Below are 18,662 nucleotides of genomic sequence, written 5' to 3' on the forward strand. Positions count from 1 at the left end.
AGTCTAGTTTTATGGCCGTTGGCCTGGCCCGCATGTGCGGCTTTATGTCGCTGCGGGCAAAAGCCGTCATTGTACATGGCCGCGCCCGGCAATTCATGACAAAACCGACAGTTTGGTGTTGCCTTCTTCGCGGGCACGCCCGCTCCCACAGGGTGTCGCATACCCCTGTGGGAGCGGGCGTGCCCGCGAAGAAGACGACGCGGTCAGTCTGCTGTGACCAGCTTGGCCTGCCCCAAGTTCGCCAGGCGGATGCTGTCTTGTGCTTGCTGGATCTCGCCCTGGCTGCCGATCGGCCCCAGGCGCACGCGGTGCAGGGTCTGCTGGTTGCGCACGATCGAGCTGATGAACACCGGTGCGCTGACCATGGTGCTGAGCTTGGAGCGCAGCAGTTCGGCGGCGTCCGGGTTGGCGAAGGCGCCCACCTGCAGGAAGCTGCCGCCATTGCCGCCAGGTACGTTGTTGCCCCCGACCTGCACCGGCACTACCGGCGCTGCATGCTGTTGGGCCGGCGGGGTCCATTGCTCGACACGCCCGGTAGTGGCCGGGATCGCCTGGGTCTGGGCCACCTGCGGCTCTTTCAGCACCATCGGCGGCGTCTGGCCACGCTGGGCCCACCACTGCTGCGGGTCGATACCCTCGACACGCACATGCGCGGTGCCGGTCTCGGCATAGCCGAGCTTTTTCGCTGCCGCGTAGGACAGGTCGATGATGCGGTCCGAATAGAACGGGCCACGGTCATTCACCCGCAGGATCACGCTCCGGCCGTTGGCAAGGTTGGTCACCCGCACGTAGGCCGGCAGCGGCAGGGTCTTGTGCGCCGCGCTCATGCCATACAGGTCGTACAGCTCGCCGTTGGCGGTGTTCTGACCGTGGAACTTGGTGCCGTACCACGACGCGGTGCCCTCGGCGCGGTAATTGCGCGAGTCCTGCATCGGGTAATAAGTCTTGCCCAGCACCGTGTAGGGGTTGGCCTTGTAGTTGCCGGTGTGCACGGTCGGCGTGGCATCGGGGATCTTGTTCACATCCACGTCCCACCACGGCGCGCCGTCCTTGTGGGCCCGGTTGATGTCCAGCCCCGGCTGGGCACGCACGACGTTGCCACTGCTTTGCTGGGGCGGGCGGCTGGATGAACAGCTGGCCAGCAGCACGCCAACGGCGAGGCAGGTCAACAGCTTGAAGGAATTGGCAGAAATGATTGCGCGCATTACTTGACGCCCCGTGCTTGAACCAGCTGTTGCGCAAGCTGATGCACCGCCATGGCATACATCACGCTGCGGTTATAGCGAGTGATCGCGTAGAAGTTCTTCAGGCCCACCCAGTACTCGGGGCCATTGTCGCCCTCAAGGCGGAAGGCAGTAACCGGCAGATCATCGCGCAGCGAATCATGAACCGACCAGCCAAGCGCGCGCAACTCCCCTACCGTCTTCACCGGCTCGATACCGGTGGTCAGGCCTTGGTCGGCACGTGCACCGTCCACCCAGGCGCGACTGACCACGCCCCCGCCCGCTACCCAGCCATGGCGCTTGAAGTAGCTGGCGACGCTGCCGATGGCATCGTCCGGGTTATTCCAGATATTGATGTGGCCATCGCCGTCGAAGTCCACCGCGTAGTTGCGAAAACTGCTCGGCATGAACTGCGGCAGGCCCATGGCGCCGGCGTAGGAGCCTTTGAGCGTCAGCGGGTCGAGCTGTTCATCACGGGCCAACAGCAGGAATTCGCGCAGTTCCTTGCGGAAGAACTCGGCCCGCGGCGGGTAATCGAAGCCCAGCGTCGACAGCGCGTCGATCACCCGGTAGTTGCCGGTGTTGCGGCCAAAGAACGTTTCCACACCGATGATCGAAACAATGTACTGCGCCGGCACGCCGTATTCCTGCTCGGCACGGGCCAGCACGGCCTCGTGCTGGCGCCAGAAGTCCACACCACGGGCAATACGCGCGTCGGTGAGGAACATCGGCCGGTAGTCCTTCCACGGCTTGACCTTTTCGGCCGGGCGCGAGATGGCGTCGAGGATCGACTGCTTGCGCTGCACTTCACGGAACACGCCCATCAGCTGCTCAGGGGCAAAACCATAGTCGCGGCTCATTTCGCCAACAAACTCGGCCACCTGCGGTGAGCCTTGGTAATCGCCGGCATGGGCCAGCTGTACAGCGCCGAACAGGCCCACCGCGCCGATCCACGGCGCACAACGGGCAGCCCAGTTACGCACTGCTTGCATGAAATTCTTCACCTTATTCAAACCTGTGCGATCCATTTGCGGTGCGTGTGGATCGACATCAGAACGCCAAACGCTGAAAGCAGCGTCACCAACGATGTTCCGCCATAGCTGATGAAGGGTAGCGGCACGCCCACCACGGGCAGGAGGCCGCTGACCATCCCGATATTGACGAACACGTATACAAAGAAGGTCATGGTCAGGCTGCCCGCGAGCAGCTTGCCAAACAGGGTCTGCGCCTGGGCGGTGATCATCAGGCCACGGCCGATCAGCAGCAGGTAGACAATCAGCAGCAGGCAGATACCGACCAGGCCGAACTCCTCGCCCAGTACGGCGATGATGAAGTCGGTGTGGCTTTCCGGCAGAAAATCCAGGTGCGACTGGGTGCCGAGCAGCCAGCCCTTGCCGAACACCCCGCCCGAACCGATCGCCGCCTTGGACTGGATGATGTTCCAGCCCGTGCCCAGCGGGTCGCTTTCCGGGTCGAGGAAGGTCAGTACCCGCTGCTTCTGATAGTCGTGCATGACGAAAAACCACATCGCCACCGCCACCGGCACCGCCGCCGTCAGCACACTGAGAATCCAGCGCCAACGCAGGCCACCCATGAACAGCACGAAGGCGCCGGAGGCGAGAATCAGCAGCGCCGTGCCCAGGTCGGGCTGGCGCACGATCAGGATGAACGGCACGCCGATCAACACCAGGCTGATCGCCACGTGCTTCAAGTGGGGCGGCAAGGTGCGCTTGGACAGGTACCAGGCGATGGTCGCCGGCATGATGATCTTCATGAATTCCGAGGGCTGGAAGCGGATCACGCCGGGAATGTTGATCCAGCGCGTGGCGCCCATGGCGTTGTGGCCCATCACGTCCACCACCACCAGCAACAACACCCCGGTCAGGTACGCCAGCGGCACCCAGCGTGCCATGAAGCGCGGCTCCAGCTGGGCGATGACGAACATCGACACCAGGCCGATGCCGAACGAGGTGGCCTGCTTGAGCAGCAGGTCCCAGTTCTTGCCACTGGCCGAATAAAGGACGAACAGGCTGCCGGCCGCAAGGGTGAGCAGAATGATCAGCAAGGGGCCGTCGACATGGATGCGCTGCAGAAAGCTGGCGCGCCGACGCATCACATCCTCACTGGAGAGCATGCGATCGAAATTGTTCATCACAGGGCCGATTCCTGGGTAACGGTGGCAGGCGCGAACTCGGGCTTGAGCCGGCCATTTTCGTCGAGCAGCCAGGCGTCCATGATCTGGCGTACCACGGGCGCAGCCACGCCCGAGCCGGACTCACCGTTCTCGACCATCACCGATACCACGATTTTCGGGGCTTCGGCCGGGGCAAAGGCGACGAACAAGGCGTGGTCGCGGTGGCGCTCCTGAAGCTTGTTGCGGTCGTACTTCTCGCCTTGCTTGATCGCCACCACCTGGGCGGTACCGCTCTTGCCGGCAATGCGGTACTGGGCGCCGGCGGCAGCCTTGCGCGCAGTACCGCGGGCGCCGTGCATTACCTGCTCCATGCCATGGGTGACCTTGGCCCAGTCGGACTTGTCACGCAGCACGATGTTTTCCATGGGGTTTTCGTCCACAGGCTGCTGGCCTTCGATGGTCTTGGCCAGGTGCGGGCGGTTCCACACGCCCTTGTTGGCGATCAGCGCAGTGGCCTGGGCCAGCTGCAGCGGCGTGGCCTGCATGTAGCCCTGGCCAATACCGAGAATCAGGGTTTCACCAGGGAACCAGGCCTGGCGGCGGGTGGCACGCTTCCATTCGCGCGACGGCATCAACCCGGCAGACTCCTCAAACATGTCGAGGGAAACCCGCTGGCCGATGCCGAACCTGTTCATGTAGCTGGACAGCCGATCGATGCCCATCTTGTGCGCAAGGTCGTAGAAGTAGGTGTCGTTGGAACGCATGATCGCGGTGTCCAGGTCGACCCAGCCATCGCCGGAGCGGTTCCAGTTACGGTATTTGTGGTCATAGTTGGGCAGTTGGTAATAGCCCGGGTCGAACACCCGGCTGCTGGCATTGACCACGCCACTGTCCAGGCCGGCGATGGCCACCGCCGGCTTGATGGTCGAACCAGGCGGGTACAGGCCACGCAGCACGCGGTTGAACAGCGGCCGGTCGATCGAATCGCGCAGTTCGGCATAGGCCTTGAAGCTGATGCCGGTGACGAACAGGTTGGGGTCGAAGCTTGGCTGGCTGACCATCGCCAGCACCTCGCCAGTACGTGGGTCGAGTGCTACCACTGCGCCACGCCGGCCACCCAGGGCGGCCTCAGCGGCCTCCTGCAGCTTGATGTCCAGGCTCAGCACAATGTCCTTGCCCGGTTTCGGGTCGGTGCGCTTGAGCACCCGCAGCACGCGCCCCCGAGCGTTGGTTTCGACTTCTTCGTAGCCGACCTGGCCGTGCAGGTCGTCTTCGTAGAAGCGCTCGATGCCGGTCTTGCCGATATGGTGAGTGCCGCTGTAGTTCACCGGGTCGAGGGTTTTCAGCTCTTTCTCGTTGATGCGCCCAACATAACCCACCGAGTGGGCGAAATGCGCACCCTGCGGGTAATGCCGCACCAGCTGGGCCACCACTTCCACGCCTGGCAGGCGGAACTGGTTCACCGCCACCCGGGCGATCTGCTCTTCGTTGAGTTCGAACAGGATCGGCACCGGCTCGAACGGCCGACGGCCCTGGCGCATGCGCTTCTCGAACAGGGCCCGGTCGTCGGTTGTCAAATCCAGCACTTCGACGATGGTGTCCAGCACTTCCTGCCAGTTACCCGCACGTTCGCGGGTCATCGACAGGCTGAAGCTGGGCCGGTTGTCGGCAACGATCACCCCGTTGCGGTCGAAGATCAACCCGCGGGTCGGCGGGATCGGCTGCACATGCACCCGGTTGTTCTCCGAGAGCGTCGAGTGGTAGTCGTACTGGATGATCTGCAGGTAGTACAGCCGCGCAATCAGCACGCAAATAAGCAGCACGATCGCCACTGCGCCGACCACGACGCGGTTGCGCACCAGGCGGGCGTCTTTCTCGTGGTCCTTGAGGCGGATCGGCTGCGACATCTGACTGCTTACAGGCTCATTTGTGGTAAGGGTGCCCGGACAACACGGTCCAGGCGCGGTAGATCTGCTCGCCGATGAGTATCCTTACCAACGGGTGCGGCAGGGTCAGCGGCGACAGCGACCAGCGTTGCTCGGCGCGCGCGCAAACCTCAGGCGCCAGGCCTTCCGGGCCTCCGACCATCAAATTCACCGTGCGCGCATCCAGGCGCCAGCGGTCCAGCTCGGTCGCCAGCTGCTCGGTGCTCCAAGGCTTGCCATGGACCTCGAGGGTGACAATGCGTTCCCCAGGCTGAACCTTGCTCAGCATGGCTTCGCCTTCCTGACGGATCAGGCGGGCGACATCGGCATTCTTGCCACGGGTATTCAGCGGGATTTCCACCAGCTCCAGCGACAGCTCGGCGGGCAGGCGCTTGGCATATTCATGCCAGCCTTCCTCGACCCACTTCGGCATGCGCGAGCCGACCGCGATCAGGCGCAGACGCACGACGCTTCCTTATTCCCGGTCTTTGATCTTGTCATCGAAGTAGGCGCTGGCGTTTTCCGGGCTGTGATGCTTGGCATCAGCAGCACGGCTCTGCTCGGCACCCGCCCACAGACGCTCCAGGTCGTAGAACTGGCGGGCAGCGGCAGTCATCATGTGCACGATGACGTCATTCAGGTCCAGCAGAACCCAGTCGCTGTCGCCCTTGCCTTCTTCGCCCAGCGGCTGCGCGCCTTGTTTCTTGACCGCTTCACGGACCTTTTCCAGCATCGCGTTGATCTGGCGGTTGGAGGTACCGGTGGCAATGATCATGTAGTCGGTCAGGCTGTGCTTTTCGCGGACGTCGATAACCTGGATGTCCTGGGCTTTGACGTCTTCCAGAGCGCTAATGGTCAGTTTGACCAGTTCTTCGCCACTGATGCCATTGGTTTTCTGCTTGCTCATATAAAACTCGTTCAACTCGTTGGATGAGGCGCCAGAGGCACCGTCAGTTAGGCGCACGATACAGTTCGTGCGCCTCGATGTAGGCCAGTACGGCGTCCGGCACCAGGAACCTCACCGATTTGCCGCTGGCCAGCAGCTGTCGGATCTGTGTAGCCGACACCGCAAGCGGCGTCTGCCAGACGAACGAAATATTTCCCGCCGGGCCGGACATGGCGGCGGGATCGCTCTCCGAGCGCGCAGCCAGCAGGTTGCGCAGCTCGTCAGGGGGTTCTACGTCGGCATCCGGGCGTTGCAGCACCAGGATGTGACAATGTTGCAGCAATTCTTCCCAGCGGTGCCAACCAGGCAGGCCACAGAAGGCATCCCAGCCCAGCACCAGGAACAACTGGTCGTTGCCGGCCAGTTCGGCGCGGATCGATTCCAGCGTATCGATGGTGTACGACGGCTTGTTCCTTTCCAGCTCGCGGGCATCGACGCTCAGGCAAGCAACGCCTTGCACCGCTTCGCGGACCATGGCCAGGCGATCCTGCGCGCCCACCTGCGGGGTGTCGCGGTGCGGCGGCCGGGCGTTGGGCAACAGGCGCAGCTCGTCCAGCCCCATGAACTCGGCCACTTCCAGCGCGCTGCGCAGGTGGCCGATGTGCACGGGGTCGAAGGTGCCGCCTAGAATGCCGATGCGCCGGACTGCCTGGGCCTTGCTCAACTCAGCAGGACTCCTGACCGCGCAGCTGGCCGTCGCCGATCACTACGTACTTCTCGCAGGTCAGGCCTTCCAGGCCGACCGGGCCACGGGCATGCAGCTTGTCGGTGGAAATACCGATTTCCGCACCCAGCCCGTACTCGAAACCGTCGGCGAAGCAGGTCGGGGTGTTGAGCATGACCGACGCCGAGTCGACCTCAGCCATGAACTGGCGGGCTTCACCCTGGTGTTCGCTGATGATCGAGTCGGTGTGGTGCGAGCCATAGTGGTTGATGTGCTCGATGGCGTGGTCCAGGCCATCGACGACACGGATCGACAGGATCGCGTCCAGGTACTCGGTGTGCCAGTCGTCTTCAGTGGCCGGCTTGGCCTCGATCAGCGCGCGGGTACGCTCGCAGCCACGCAGCTCCACGCCCTTCTCTTGGAAGCGGCGGGCCATCTCCGGCAGGAAGCGCTCGGCCACTTGCTGGTCGACCAGCAGGGTTTCCATGGCGCCGCAGATGCCATAACGGTAGGTCTTGGCGTTGAAGGCCACGTTCCAGGCCTTGTCCAGGTCGGCATGCTGGCTGACATAGATGTGGCAGATGCCGTCCAGGTGCTTGATGACCGGAACGCGGGCATCGCGGCTGATGCGCTCGATCAGCCCACGGCCGCCACGCGGCACGATGACGTCGACAAACTGCGGCATGCTGATCAGCGCACCCACGGCTTCGCGGTCGGTGGTCTCGACCACCTGCACCACGGCGGCCGGCAGGCCCGCAGCAGCCAGGCCACGCTGGATGCAGGTGGCGATGGCGCGGTTGGAATGGATGGCTTCGGAGCCGCCACGCAGGATGGTTGCGTTACCCGACTTCAGGCACAGGCTGGCGGCATCGATGGTCACGTTCGGGCGCGACTCGTAGATGATCCCGATCACCCCCAGCGGTGCGCGCATCTTGCCGACCTGAATACCGGATGGGCGGTAGCTCATGTCGCGGATGGCACCGACCGGGTCCGGCAGGCTGGCGACCTGACGCAGGCCGGTGATCATGCCGTCGATGCGCGCGGGGGTCAGCGCCAGGCGGTCGAGCAGCGCCGGCTCAAGGCCATTGGCGCGGCCGGCGGCCAGGTCCAGCTCGTTGGCGGCAGTCAGTTCGGCACGGGCAGCATCCAGCGCATCGGCAGCGGCTTGCAGGGCGCGGTTCTTCTGCGCGGTGCTGGCACGGCCGATCACCCGGGAAGCCTCACGGGCAGCGCGACCCAAACGGGTCATGTAGTCAAGAACGGACTCAGTCATGGGTTCGGTGTCTTGGCGAAGGGGAAATCGGCTGATTATAACTGCCGCGCAGGTGTACGCCCAGCGGCGGGTGGCGGATGGTAGAAAATGGCTGAGGCAATGCGCAGGAAAGATGTAACTGCACTTATCGAAAATTCCTCTCCCTGCTCCGACCCTTTCGCGGGCGAACCCGCTCCCACGCTGATTCCACACGGCCTGAGCCCTATGAAACACCTGTGGGAGCGGGTTCACCCGCGAAGAGGCCGGCACTGCCAACTTCGATATCCGATTCAGCCTCGATTAAGCCATTCATTGCTATCATCCCCGCCTCCCCAGCCACGAACCGCCCGCATGCCAGCCCTGCCCGACAGCTTTTTCAACCGTGATGCCCAGACCGTGGCCAAGGCGCTGCTGGGCAAGGTAATCCGCCATCGCCACGGCGACCTGTGGCTGGCTGCGCGCATCATTGAGACCGAGGCCTACTACCTCACTGACAAGGGCAGCCACGCCTCGCTCGGCTACACCGAAAAGCGCAAGGCATTGTTCCTCGATGGCGGGCACATCTACATGTACTACGCCCGCGGCGGCGACTCGCTGAACTTCAGCGCCGAAGGCCCGGGTAACGCGGTGCTGATCAAGTCTGCCTATCCTTGGCAGGACGCCCGCTCGGGCCCCAACAGCCTGGCGCAGATGCAACTGAATAACCCCGACGCCAGCGGCAAGCTGCGCCCGGATGCGCGCCTGTGCGCCGGCCAGACCCTGCTCTGCCGGGCGCTGGGCCTGAAAGTGCCCCACTGGGACGCCCAGCGCTTTGACGCCGAGCGGCTGTACGTGGACGATTGCGGCAATGCCGTACCAAGGGTGATCCAGACTGCACGGCTGGGCATCCCGCACGGGCGCGACGAGCACCTGCCCTACCGCTTCGTCGACGCCGAGTACGCCCGTTTCTGCACGCGGAACCCGTTACGTCGCGGCCAAGTCGAAGGCCGTGACTTCTTCATTCTGGAACAAGGAAGCTGAACATGGGCCAATGGCTCGACAGCCTGACCGGCTGGCTCAGCGCCAACCCGCAGTGGCTTGGCCTGGCGATTTTCCTGGTGGCCTGCATCGAGTGCCTGGCCATTGCCGGCATCATCGTGCCTGGCACCGTGCTGCTGTTCGCCGTCGCGGTACTGGCCGGCAGTGGCGCCTTCAGCCTGGGCGAAACATTACTACTGGGTTTTCTCGGCGGTTTGCTGGGCGACGCGGTGTCGTACACGTTGGGCAAGCACTTCCACCAGAACATTCGCCGCCTGCCATTGCTGCGCCATCACCCTGAGTGGATCGGCAGCGCCGAAACCTACTTCCAGCGCTACGGCATCGCCAGCCTGCTGGTGGGGCGCTTCATCGGGCCGCTGCGGCCCATGCTGCCAATGGTCGCCGGCATGTTCGACATGCCCCTGCCGCGCTTCATCGCCGTCAGCCTGGTGGCCGGCGCCGGCTGGTCGGTGGCCTACCTGCTGCCAGGCTGGGCCACCGGCGCGGCCATGCGCCTGCCGCTGCCGGAAGGCTTCTGGCTGGATGCTGGCATCATCGCCGGCACCCTGGCAGTCATCATCGGCTTTAGCCTGACCACCAGCATTCGCGACCAGCGCCATGGAACACGACTGATCGCCGGCATGAGCTTCGCTGCCTTGGCCGGAGTATTTTTTGGCTGGCCTTACCTGCACGAGTTCGACCAAGGCGTGATGACACTGGTACAGGAACATCGCAGCCAGGCCATCGATGGCGCCGTGGTACTGGTGACCCGGCTGGGCGATTTCCGCACGCAACTGTTTCTTGGCGGCCTGCTGACCGGCCTGCTGCTGCTTGCCCGGCAATGGCGGCAAGCCTTTTTTGCTGCCGGCGCGCTGATGGGCACGGCAATCGCCAACGGTACGCTGAAATGGCTGTTCGCCCGCGCAAGGCCGGAAGTGCTGACCGACCCACTGACCAGCTACAGCATGCCCAGCGGGCACAGCTCGGCGTCGTTTGCGTTCTTTCTGGTGATGGCGGTACTGGCAGGGCGCGGCCAGCCGCCACGGATGCGCCTGACTTGGGTGATGCTGGGTTGTATTCCGGCGCTGGCGATTGCCCTGTCACGGGTGTACCTGGGGGCGCACTGGCCGACCGATATCCTGGCTGGGGCGCTGCTGGCGTGCTGCGTGTGTGCGCTTAGCCTGGCAGTGGTGCAGCGCCAGCAAACACTGCCGGCCCTGCCGCTGCGGGTGTGGTGGCTGGTGTTGCCGGCATGTATCGCGCTGCTGGCGTTCTTTGCCATGCATGCGCTGCCGCAGGCTTTGCTCAGATACCAGTACTGATGTCGCCCTCACTGGCCTCTTCGCGGGCAAGCCCGCGAAGAGGCCAGCCCAAGCAGCACAAAGAGGTCAGGCGAAAAGCTCACCCTGAATCCGCTCCAGCAATTTCTGAATCTCCCCCAATCGCTGCTGCGGCGAGTCAAGGGTCAGCAGGTCCAGCTTGTCTTCTTCCATGAACGGCAGCAGGTACGCCAGCTGATTGGCCAGCGCCTGGCGCCCGTCCACCGGGCGCGGCATGTCCAGCGCCTCGACCATCGGGTGCTCGCCCAGCGCCACCAGCAGCGCCAACAGGTCGTCATCGGCCTCGAGCAACGGGCTGTCCGCCTGCTCCGGTAGCCATTGCACCTGCCCCACCAGCAACTGGTCCTTCTGCACTTCGGTGCTTTCCAGGTTGAAGCGCCGTACGCCCTCGACGCGGATCCCCAGCAAACCGTTGTCCTGCTGCACGAAGTCGCGGATCACTGCTTCACAGCCGATCGACGCGACCATCGGTGGCGCCTTGCCAACCTGCTCGCCCTCCAGGATGCAGACCACCCCAAAGCCTTCGCCCTGCTTCATGCAGCGCCCGATCATGTCCAGGTAGCGTGCCTCGAAAATCTGCAAATCGAGAAAGCAACCCGGGAACAGCACGGTATTGAGCGGAAACAGCGGTAGTGTCATCACAACTCCTCAAGCCACCAGGCTGACCGCCAACGGCAGGAACACTGCCGTGGCTACCCCCATCAAGCTCATCGCCAGCGCGGCAAAAGCGCCGCATTCGTCACCTTCCTGCAGGGCGACCGAAGTACCCACCGCATGCGCGGTCACACCCAACGACATGCCGCGCGCCTCAGGGCTGTGCACGCCGAAGCGGCTCAGCAGCGCCGGGCCGAAGATCGCGCCGATCACCCCGGTGATCAGTACGAACACTGCCGCCAGCGCCGCCACACCACCAATCTGCTCTGCGACCAGCATGGCGATTGGCGAGGTCACCGACTTGGGTGCCATGGTCATCAGGATCATGTGCTCGGCACCGAACCACCAGCCTAGCAACAGGCAGCAGAGCGTGGCGAACAGCCCCCCGATTACCAGCGTAGTAAATGTGGGCCAGAACAGCTGCCGGATACGCCGCAGGTTGAGATAGAGCGGCACGGCCAGCGCCACGGTGGCGGGGCCCAGCAGGATGTTCATGATTTCGGTGCTGTTGCGGTACTCGCTGTATTCGATGCCGCACAGCAGCAACACGCCGATTACCAGCAACATCGACACCAATACCGGCTGCAGGAAGATCCAGCGGGTTTTCTCGTAGGCCGCCAGCACCACCTGGTAGGCACCGAGCGTAATACCGATACCGAACAAAGGATGGTGCACCACGGCATTCAGCGCGCCTTGCCAATCGAGCATCATGGCTGCTCCTCGCGCTTGCCCTGGCGATGCATGAGCTTTTGCATCAGCACACCAACAAACACCAGCGTTAACAGGCAGGAAATCAGCAAGGCGCCGGCAATCGCCCAGAAGTCAGCGGCGATGTCCTTGGCATATACCATCACCCCCACTGCTGGCGGTACCAGCAACAGCGGCAGGTATCGCAGCAGGCTGCTGGCCGCCTCGTTCAGCGGCTTGCCCACCTCCCCACGGGCCATGAGGAAGAACAACAGCAGCACCAGGCCGATGATCGGCCCCGGCAGAAATGGCACCAACAGGTGATTGATCGCCGTCCCCAGCAGCTGGAACAGCACCAGCCAGGTCAAACCACGCAACAGCATAAGCATCTCCCTCGGGCATGGCCGCCATTATAAGCACGCGCAGCTATAGACCGATATTCGCCGAAAAGCACACAACTTGACTGAAACGGTTCGCCGTGCTGATCTTGCACTTTCGTACCAACTGACAACCTGGAGAGTCCGCGATGCCCTATGTACCGGTTACAGAGCTTTCGCAATATGTTGGTAAGGAACTGGGCCGCTCCGAGTGGCTGAAAATCGACCAGCAGCGCATCAACCTGTTCGCCGAGGCGACGGGCGATTTCCAGTTCATCCATGTCGACCCTGAAAAGGCGGCCAAAACCCCGTTTGGCGGCACAATTGCCCACGGCTTCCTGACATTGTCACTGATCCCCAAGCTGATCGAGGACATCCTGGTCCTCCCAGAAGGGCTGAAGATGGTGGTGAACTATGGGCTGGACAGCGTACGGTTCATTCAGCCGGTCAAGGTCAACAGCCAGGTTCGGCTGAAAGTGGACCTGGCCGAAGTGGTGGAGAAAAAGCCGGGGCAGTGGTTGCTCAAGGCGATTGCCACGCTGGAAATCGAGGGTGAAGAGAAGCCTGCTTATATAGCTGAGTCGCTCTCGCTCTGTTTCGTCTGATTTATCCCCGGGGGCGCTACGCGCCCCATTCGCAGCACAAGGCTGCTCCTACAGGGGTATGCGATCTCATGTAGGAGCAGCCTTGTGCTGCGAATGGGCTGCACAGCAGCCCCCGATCCACAAATCTTCCGCACTCGCGTAGACTGCCAGCCTCCGCGCAGCCTAGGGCTGCCCCTGTCGATTTACCAAAGGTGCCCGCCATGCCCTGGCTGCAAGTACGCCTGGCCATCAGCCCGGAACAAGCCGAAACCTACGAAGATGCCCTGCTCGAAGTAGGCGCCGTCTCGGTCACGTTCATGGACGCCGAAGATCAACCGATCTTCGAACCAGACCTCAACACCACCCCGCTGTGGTCGCACACCCACCTGCTGGCCCTGTTCGAGGCCGATGCCGAGCCCGAGCAGGTGTTTGCTCACCTGCGCCTGCTGACCGGCGCCGAGCTGCCACAGCACCAGGCTGAAGTGATCGAGGACCAGGACTGGGAGCGCAGCTGGATGGACAACTTCCAGCCCATGCGTTTCGGCCGCCGCCTGTGGATCGTGCCAAGCTGGCACGAGGCCCCGGAAAAGGACGCCGTCAACCTGCTGCTGGACCCGGGCCTGGCCTTCGGCACCGGCACCCACCCCACCACGGCCCTGTGCCTGGAATGGCTCGACGGCCAGCAACTCGAAGGCACCCAGGTGCTGGACTTCGGCTGCGGCTCGGGCATCCTGGCCATCGCCTCGCTGCTGCTGGGCGCCCGTGAAGCAGTCGGTACCGACATCGACGTGCAGGCCATCGAGGCTTCGCGCGACAATGCCCAGCGCAACGGCATCGCCGATGACAAGCTGGCCCTGTACCTGCCCGAGCACATGCCGGCCATGCAGGCAGACGTGCTGGTCGCCAACATCCTCGCTGGCCCGCTGGTGTCGCTGGCGCCGCAGTTGTCCGGCCTGGTGCGCCCTGGTGGCCTGCTGGCACTGTCCGGCATTCTGGCCGAACAGGGCGAGGAGGTGGCCGCGGCCTACGCCGCCGACTTCGAGCTGGACCCGATCGTCGTCCGCGACGGCTGGGTGCGCATCAGTGGTCGCCGCCGCTAAGCGGGCCTAGAATATCTCTCTGCATAGCTTCCGGATTGCCGCATGACCGACAGTTTCGTCACCCAGTGCCCGCATTGCCAGACCAGCTTTCGCGTCACCCACCACCAGTTGAGCGTGGCCCGCGGCGTGGTTCGCTGCGGCCATTGCCTGCAGGTGTTCAATGCCGCCAAGCAACTGCTGGAGCAGAACCGCGCCAGCGCACCTGAGGTGCCGGTAGCGGCGCCTGTGCCAGCGGCACCTGCCGAGCCAGTGGTCGAGCCGCCGGTTACCCCCGAGCCTGTCACCCGCGAGCGCAGCATCACGCCTGACGAGGACTGGGCCCTGACCGCCCAGGCGCTGGACGCACTCGACCTCGACCAGGAACTGGCACGCCTGGAGCGGCGCGGCCAGCCGGCCCCGGCACGCCCCGCCAACCTGGATGGCGGGCTGCAGGCGCGCCGTGACGAACTGCACCCGGACGAGCATGCGGACGACCTGTTCGGCAACGCCACCGATGAGCCCTTCGAGCCGCAAACGCCGGCAGAGCCCGCACCTGTGTTGCTGGAGCCGCAGCCGCTGGAGCTGGACCTGGAGCCCGTACCCGGCGAGCGCACCGAGCCGACCCTGGGCCGTAACCTTGACCTGGACATCGATGACGAGCCGCCCGTACACCGCGCAGCTGAAATCGACGACCAGCCCGCCTTCAGCGAACCGCTGCGCACCCGTGATGACGAAATCCCGGAAAAAGGCCTGAGCGCCCGCGACGATGAACCGCTGGCGCTGCACCTGTCGGCGCGCGACGACGACCCTGTCGAGCCGCTGCCGGGTGAACGCCTGGAGCCAGGCCTTGCCAGCAAGCCCGAGCGCCCGGCGCGCAAGGAGCCGCTGGTCGATGTGGTGGACGACCCGCTGCAACTGGGCTGGGAAAAACCCGCGCCCAACTGGGGCAAGCGCCTGCTGTGGGGCTTCCTGACCCTGCTGGCCGCTGGCCTGCTGGCATTCCAGTATGTGTGGTTCCACTTCGACGAAATGGCCCGCCAGGACCAGTACCGGCCGATCTTCCAGCAAATTTGCCCGATCGTCGGGTGCCAGGTGCCGACCCGCGTCGATATCGCAAGAATCAAGAGCAGCAACCTGGTGGTGCGCAGCCACCCGGACTTCAAGGGCGCACTGATCGTCGATGCGATCATCTACAACCGTGCACCGTTCGCCCAACCGTTCCCGCTGCTGGAACTGCGTTTTGCCGACCTCAATGGCCAGCTGATCGCCAGCCGGCGCTTCAAGCCCAGCGAGTACCTGTCCGGCGAGTTGGCCGGGCGTGGCGACATGCCAAGCCAGACGCCCATCCATATCGCCCTGGACATCCTCGACCCGGGGCCAAAGGCCGTGAACTACAGCCTCAGCTTCCGCTCGCCGGAATAGTCAGCACAACCCTGTGGGAGCGGGCATGCCCGCGAACACGGGCAAAGCCCGTGCCATGCACCGCGGCGTCTGCTTCGCGGGCGCGCCCGCTCCCACAGGGGTCCGCGCGATACCCGGGTCTTGGCTCATACCAAAAGTCATAAGCCGACAACTGTTCAGATTTTATCCAAATCCATCTTTATCCGGTCACCGAGAGCGGGTATCATGCCCACCCTTTTTCGAACTCCAAGATTCGGCCCCACAACAGGGATCACCTATGTCGGCGGTACGCATCGGCCCATACACACTACGTAACAACCTGATCCTCGCGCCCATGGCCGGGGTCACGGACCAGCCTTTCCGTACACTTTGCAAGCGTCTGGGCGCGGGCATGGTGGTGTCGGAGATGGTCTCCAGCGACATGAGCCTGTGGAACAGCCGCAAGTCGAGCCTGCGCCGCATCCATGAAGGTGATCCCGAGCCACGCTCGGTGCAGATCGCCGGTGGTGATGCGCAGATGATGGCTGCGGCAGCAAAGGCCAACGTCGAGGCGGGTGCCCAGATCATCGACATCAACATGGGCTGCCCGGCAAAAAAAGTCTGCAACAAAGCTGCAGGCTCTGCTTTATTGAGAGATGAAGCCTTGGTCAGCGAGATCCTCAACGCCGTGGTCGGCGCTGTGGACGTCCCGGTGACCCTGAAGATCCGCACCGGTTGGGACCGGGCAAACAAGAACGGCCTGAACGTGGCGAAGATCGCCGAACAGGCCGGCATCCAGGCGCTGGCGGTGCATGGCCGCACACGCGCCGACCTGTACACCGGCGAAGCCGAATACGACACCATCGCGGCCATCAAGCAAGCGGTGTCTATCCCGGTCTTTGCCAATGGCGATATCACTTCGCCAGAAAAGGCCCGGGCGGTGCTGGATGCCACCGGGGTCGACGGCCTGTTGATCGGCCGGGCTGCCCAGGGGCGGCCATGGATCTTTCGCGAGATCGAGCATTACCTGCGCACTGGCGAATACCTGCCAGCGCCGCAACTGGACGAAGTGGAACGCATCCTGCTGGAGCACCTGGCCGCGTTGCATGCCTTTTATGGCGATGTGATGGGCGTACGTATCGCCCGCAAGCACGTTGGCTGGTACCTGGCAACACGACCCGGCGGCAAGGAGTTTCGCTCCCGGTTCAACGCTTTGGAAGAGACACAAGCGCAGTGCGCCAACGTTCGTGCGTTTTTCAGCGAGCGTCGACAGAGCCTTGAGACAGAGGACGGACAAGGGGTGGCCGCATGACGATGATGACCGAGAATTTTGTGAGTGGAACAACGCCCGTGAGCGACAACGCCAACCTGAAACAGCACCTCAACACGCCGAGCGAAGAGGGCCAGACCCTTCGCGACAGCGTCGAGAAGGCGCTGCACAACTACTTCGCCCACCTGGAAGGCGCGACCGTGACGGACGTGTACAACCTGGTGCTCTCCGAAGTGGAGGCGCCACTGCTCGAAAGCGTGATGAACTACGTGAAGGGCAACCAGACCAAGGCCAGCGAGATGCTCGGGCTGAACCGAGGCACCCTGCGCAAGAAGCTCAAGCAGTACGACTTGCTGTAAGCCAGAATCCCAACCAGAAAAGGCGGCTCCCTGAACAGAGGCGCCTTTTTTGCAGACTCCACCGCGTTATTGGAACCCGAAATGACCGACCAGACTACCCGCCTGCCAGTCCGCCGCGCCCTGATCAGCGTCTCCGACAAGACCGGTATCCTCGAATTCGCCCGTGAGCTGCAGCAGCTCGGTGTCGAGATCCTGTCCACCGGCGGCACCTACAAGCTGCTGAAGGACAACGGCGTGAACGCGGTGGAAGTGGCCGACTACACCGGCTTTGCCGAAATGATGGATGGCCGGGTCAAGACCCTGCACCCGAAAATCCACGGTGGCATCCTCGGCCGTCGCGGCACCGACGACGCCATCATGAACGAGCACGGCATCAAGCCGATCGACCTGGTTGCGGTCAACCTGTACCCGTTCGAAGCCACCATTTCCAAGCCTGGCTGTGACCTGCCGACCGCCATCGAGAACATCGACATCGGCGGCCCGACCATGGTCCGTTCGGCAGCCAAGAACCACAAAGACGTCGCCATCGTGGTCAACGCCAGCGACTACGCCGGCATCGTCGAAGGCCTCAAGGCCGGCGGCCTGACCTACGCCCAGCGCTTCGACCTGATGCTCAAGGCGTTCGAGCACACTGCTGCCTATGACGGCATGATCGCCAACTACATGGGCACCATCGACCAGGCCAAGGACACCCTTTCGACTTCCGCACGCAGCGAATTCCCGCGCACCTTCAACAGCCAGTTCGTCAAGGCCCAGGAAATGCGCTACGGCGAGAACCCGCACCAGAGCGCGGCGTTCTACGTAGAAGCCAAAAAAGGCGAAGCCAGCATTTCCACCGCCACCCAGCTGCAGGGCAAGGAGTTGTCGTTCAACAACGTGGCCGACACCGACGCCGCACTGGAGTGCGTGAAGAGCTTCGTCAAGCCAGCCTGTGTCATCGTCAAGCACGCCAACCCGTGCGGCGTGGCCGTTGTGCCTGAAGACGAAGGCGGCATCCGCAAGGCCTACGACCTGGCCTACGCCACCGACACCGAGTCGGCCTTCGGCGGCATCATTGCCTTCAACCGCGAACTGGACGGCGAAACCGCCAAGGCCATCGTCGAGCGCCAGTTCGTCGAAGTGATCATCGCCCCGAAAATCTCCCAGGCCGCCCGCGACGTGGTAGCTGCCAAGCAGAACGTACGCCTGCTGGAGTGCGGCGAGTGGCCAGCTGAGCGCGCTGCCGGTTGGGACTTCAAGCGCGTCAACGGTGGCCTGCTGGTGCAAAGCCGCGATATCGGCATGATCACCGCAGACGACCTGAAGATCGTCACCAAGCGTGCCCCGACCGAGCAAGAAGTCCACGACCTGGTGTTTGCCTGGAAAGTGGCCAAGTTCGTCAAGTCCAACGCCATTGTCTACGCCAAGCAGCGCCAGACCATCGGCGTCGGCGCTGGCCAGATGAGCCGCGTCAACTCCGCCCGCATTGCTGCAATCAAGGCCGAGCATGCTGGCCTGCAAGTGCAGGGCGCGGTCATGGCATCGGATGCGTTCTTCCCGTTCCGTGATGGCATCGACAATGCGGCTAAAGTGGGTATCAGCGCCGTGATCCAGCCGGGTGGCTCGATGCGTGATGCCGAAGTCATTGCCGCTGCCGATGAGGCAGGTATCGCGATGGTGTTCACCGGTATGCGCCACTTCCGCCACTGATTTACGGCAATCGGCCGCACTGAAGCAGGCATCTGCTGCGTTGGGGCCGGTTCCGCTGATGCTCATTGCCAGAAGGCAACTC

Annotated in this window: 19 protein-coding genes; 8 read left to right on the top strand and 11 right to left on the bottom strand. The window is 63.5% G+C overall.

Going from position 1 to position 18,662, the window contains the following annotated elements; translation table 11 throughout:
* Positions 1 to 203 precede the first annotated feature (203 nt).
* Genes SB765_RS21090 through SB765_RS21125 form a run of 8 tightly spaced genes read right to left on the bottom strand, consistent with a single transcriptional unit; the run spans position 204 to position 8,165 of the window.
* The gene (locus SB765_RS21090; protein WP_341796865.1) at positions 204 to 1,205 is read right to left on the bottom strand and encodes a septal ring lytic transglycosylase RlpA family protein; all 1,002 of its coding nucleotides are present in this window, start codon (positions 1,203 to 1,205) and stop codon (positions 204 to 206) included.
* A complete protein-coding gene (gene mltB / locus SB765_RS21095; RefSeq protein WP_063422768.1) occupies positions 1,205 to 2,215 on the bottom strand; it encodes a lytic murein transglycosylase B in 1,011 nt (336 codons plus the stop codon). Before mltB ends, SB765_RS21090 begins: the two co-directional genes overlap by 1 nt.
* Before the next feature lie 17 nt (positions 2,216 to 2,232).
* Positions 2,233 to 3,336: a rod shape-determining protein RodA gene (rodA, locus tag SB765_RS21100; RefSeq protein WP_049275595.1), complete on the bottom strand. Its 1,104-nt coding sequence runs from the start codon at positions 3,334 to 3,336 to the stop codon at positions 2,233 to 2,235.
* A gap of 38 nt (positions 3,337 to 3,374) precedes the next feature.
* Complete coding sequence (gene mrdA, locus SB765_RS21105; RefSeq protein WP_016501807.1) at positions 3,375 to 5,264, bottom strand: penicillin-binding protein 2; 1,890 nt, start codon at positions 5,262 to 5,264, stop codon at positions 3,375 to 3,377.
* A gap of 16 nt (positions 5,265 to 5,280) precedes the next feature.
* On the bottom strand, positions 5,281 to 5,748 hold the full coding sequence (rlmH, locus tag SB765_RS21110; protein ID WP_003249722.1) for a 23S rRNA (pseudouridine(1915)-N(3))-methyltransferase RlmH: 468 nt from the start codon (positions 5,746 to 5,748) through the stop codon (positions 5,281 to 5,283).
* Positions 5,749 to 5,757: 9 nt separating this feature from the next.
* Entirely contained in the window at positions 5,758 to 6,189 is a 432-nt protein-coding gene (gene rsfS / locus SB765_RS21115; RefSeq protein WP_016489366.1) for a ribosome silencing factor, read from the bottom strand.
* A 43-nt stretch (positions 6,190 to 6,232) separates the two neighbouring features.
* Positions 6,233 to 6,892 (bottom strand): nicotinate-nucleotide adenylyltransferase, encoded by a 660-nt coding sequence (nadD, locus tag SB765_RS21120; RefSeq protein WP_410911979.1) that lies wholly within the window; start codon positions 6,890 to 6,892, stop codon positions 6,233 to 6,235.
* A 1-nt stretch (position 6,893) separates the two neighbouring features.
* Positions 6,894 to 8,165 carry a glutamate-5-semialdehyde dehydrogenase gene (locus SB765_RS21125; RefSeq protein WP_341796868.1) on the bottom strand — a complete coding sequence of 424 codons (1,272 nt, stop codon included), beginning with the start codon at positions 8,163 to 8,165 and terminating at the stop codon, positions 6,894 to 6,896.
* Positions 8,166 to 8,495: 330 nt separating this feature from the next.
* On the opposite strand from SB765_RS21125, the gene SB765_RS21130 reads away from it, so the two are divergent.
* Positions 8,496 to 9,164 carry a DNA-3-methyladenine glycosylase gene (locus tag SB765_RS21130; protein WP_341796869.1) on the top strand — a complete coding sequence of 223 codons (669 nt, stop codon included), beginning with the start codon at positions 8,496 to 8,498 and terminating at the stop codon, positions 9,162 to 9,164.
* Positions 9,165 to 9,166: 2 nt separating this feature from the next.
* Positions 9,167 to 10,483, top strand: coding sequence for a bifunctional DedA family/phosphatase PAP2 family protein (locus SB765_RS21135; RefSeq protein WP_410911975.1), 1,317 nt, complete (start codon positions 9,167 to 9,169; stop codon positions 10,481 to 10,483).
* 66 nt (positions 10,484 to 10,549) lie between these two features.
* On the opposite strand, the gene SB765_RS21140 is transcribed toward SB765_RS21135, so the two are convergent.
* From SB765_RS21140 to SB765_RS21150, 3 genes are read right to left on the bottom strand one after another with little or no spacing between them, the layout of a single operon-like run.
* On the bottom strand, positions 10,550 to 11,140 hold the full coding sequence (locus SB765_RS21140) for an LON peptidase substrate-binding domain-containing protein (protein ID WP_016501812.1): 591 nt from the start codon (positions 11,138 to 11,140) through the stop codon (positions 10,550 to 10,552).
* Positions 11,141 to 11,149: 9 nt separating this feature from the next.
* Complete coding sequence (locus SB765_RS21145) at positions 11,150 to 11,866, bottom strand: LrgB family protein (RefSeq protein WP_341796871.1); 717 nt, start codon at positions 11,864 to 11,866, stop codon at positions 11,150 to 11,152.
* A complete protein-coding gene (locus SB765_RS21150; RefSeq protein ID WP_341796872.1) occupies positions 11,863 to 12,225 on the bottom strand; it encodes a CidA/LrgA family protein in 363 nt (120 codons plus the stop codon). The genes SB765_RS21145 and SB765_RS21150 overlap by 4 nt, the downstream gene beginning before the upstream one ends.
* Positions 12,226 to 12,368: 143 nt before the next feature.
* Here SB765_RS21150 and SB765_RS21155 point away from each other — a divergent pair, with 143 nt between their 5' ends.
* From SB765_RS21155 to purH, 6 genes are all read left to right on the top strand, one after another.
* Positions 12,369 to 12,824, top strand: coding sequence for a MaoC family dehydratase (locus SB765_RS21155; protein ID WP_410931856.1), 456 nt, complete (start codon positions 12,369 to 12,371; stop codon positions 12,822 to 12,824).
* 200 nt (positions 12,825 to 13,024) lie between these two features.
* Complete coding sequence (gene prmA / locus SB765_RS21160) at positions 13,025 to 13,903, top strand: 50S ribosomal protein L11 methyltransferase (RefSeq protein ID WP_341796873.1); 879 nt, start codon at positions 13,025 to 13,027, stop codon at positions 13,901 to 13,903.
* Between the two features lie 42 nt (positions 13,904 to 13,945).
* Positions 13,946 to 15,304: a DUF3426 domain-containing protein gene (locus SB765_RS21165; protein WP_341796874.1), complete on the top strand. Its 1,359-nt coding sequence runs from the start codon at positions 13,946 to 13,948 to the stop codon at positions 15,302 to 15,304.
* A 256-nt stretch (positions 15,305 to 15,560) separates the two neighbouring features.
* Positions 15,561 to 16,574: a tRNA dihydrouridine synthase DusB gene (gene dusB / locus SB765_RS21170; RefSeq protein ID WP_341796875.1), complete on the top strand. Its 1,014-nt coding sequence runs from the start codon at positions 15,561 to 15,563 to the stop codon at positions 16,572 to 16,574.
* The gene (fis, locus tag SB765_RS21175) at positions 16,571 to 16,891 is read left to right on the top strand and encodes a DNA-binding transcriptional regulator Fis (RefSeq protein ID WP_003249693.1); all 321 of its coding nucleotides are present in this window, start codon (positions 16,571 to 16,573) and stop codon (positions 16,889 to 16,891) included. Before dusB ends, fis begins: the two co-directional genes overlap by 4 nt.
* 81 nt (positions 16,892 to 16,972) lie before the next feature.
* Complete coding sequence (purH, locus tag SB765_RS21180) at positions 16,973 to 18,580, top strand: bifunctional phosphoribosylaminoimidazolecarboxamide formyltransferase/IMP cyclohydrolase (protein ID WP_258909627.1); 1,608 nt, start codon at positions 16,973 to 16,975, stop codon at positions 18,578 to 18,580.
* Positions 18,581 to 18,662: the final 82 nt, after the last annotated feature.

It is taken from the genome of Pseudomonas sp. SIMBA_067 (assembly GCF_046534675.1).
Classification (GTDB): Bacteria; Pseudomonadota; Gammaproteobacteria; order Pseudomonadales; family Pseudomonadaceae; genus Aquipseudomonas; species Aquipseudomonas putida.